Source organism: Gemmiger formicilis (genome assembly GCF_016901605.1).
GTDB lineage: Bacteria > Bacillota > Clostridia > Oscillospirales > Ruminococcaceae > Gemmiger > Gemmiger formicilis_B.
Window position 1 is genome coordinate 1 of record NZ_JACJKP010000640.1, and the last position, 263, is coordinate 263.

General features: G+C 55.5%; 1 protein-coding gene. It reads right to left on the reverse strand.

All coding sequences use genetic code 11. From position 1 onward, the window contains the following. A partial coding sequence (locus H6B10_RS16275) for an alpha/beta fold hydrolase (RefSeq protein ID WP_430661782.1) occupies positions 1–185 on the reverse strand: 185 nt, incomplete at its 3' end. Between the last annotated feature and the right edge of the window lie 78 nt (positions 186–263).

A 263-nucleotide genomic window follows, 5' to 3' on the forward strand; every position in this document is an offset into this window, starting at 1 on the left:
TGGCCGGGGGCGTCCCATACCAGCAGATTGTATTTCCCTTCGAAACAGGCAATCTGTTTGTCAAACAGCCGATGGTCAGCGGTCAGCCCTGGCAGAAAAACCAGGGTGATGGCTGCGGGGCCGCAGTCACGATTCACCCAGTAATGAATCTTGCCGCAGGGAGTTGCGTAGAGCTTTTCCTGCATGGCTGTCACCTCCTGCGATTTCTACTTTCATTATACAGCAGACCCGGGGAAAGCACAGCCCCTTGGAGCAGCATGGAC